Here is a 263-nt window from a genome sequence, read left to right as displayed (position 1 = left end):
CCATCCCGGCGATCAATCGCGCTTCTAGAATGCCCCCGGCATGACACAGGTCAGGCTGGAGAATGATGGCGGCGTGTTTTTCGAGGATTTCGCGAAAACCCCATTTGGTGAAAATGCGTTCACCGGTTGCGATCGGCAAATGCGTCCCGCGCGCGATTTCGGCCATTGCGTCCACATTTTGGCACTGTACGGGCTCCTCAATAAAAAAGGGATTGTATGGCTCGAGCGCTTTGACGAGCAGCTTTGCGGTCGGCGGGCTGATC

At 56.3% G+C, this 263-nt stretch carries 1 protein-coding gene; it reads right to left on the bottom strand.

The genetic code is table 11. From position 1 onward, the window contains the following. A partial coding sequence (locus RAD04_RS38865; RefSeq protein ID WP_461627992.1) for an enolase C-terminal domain-like protein occupies positions 1-263 on the bottom strand: 263 nt, incomplete at both ends.

This window comes from Bradyrhizobium sp. 25ACV (assembly GCF_054863005.1).
This window is presented reverse-complemented; position numbering and strand designations above follow the sequence as displayed.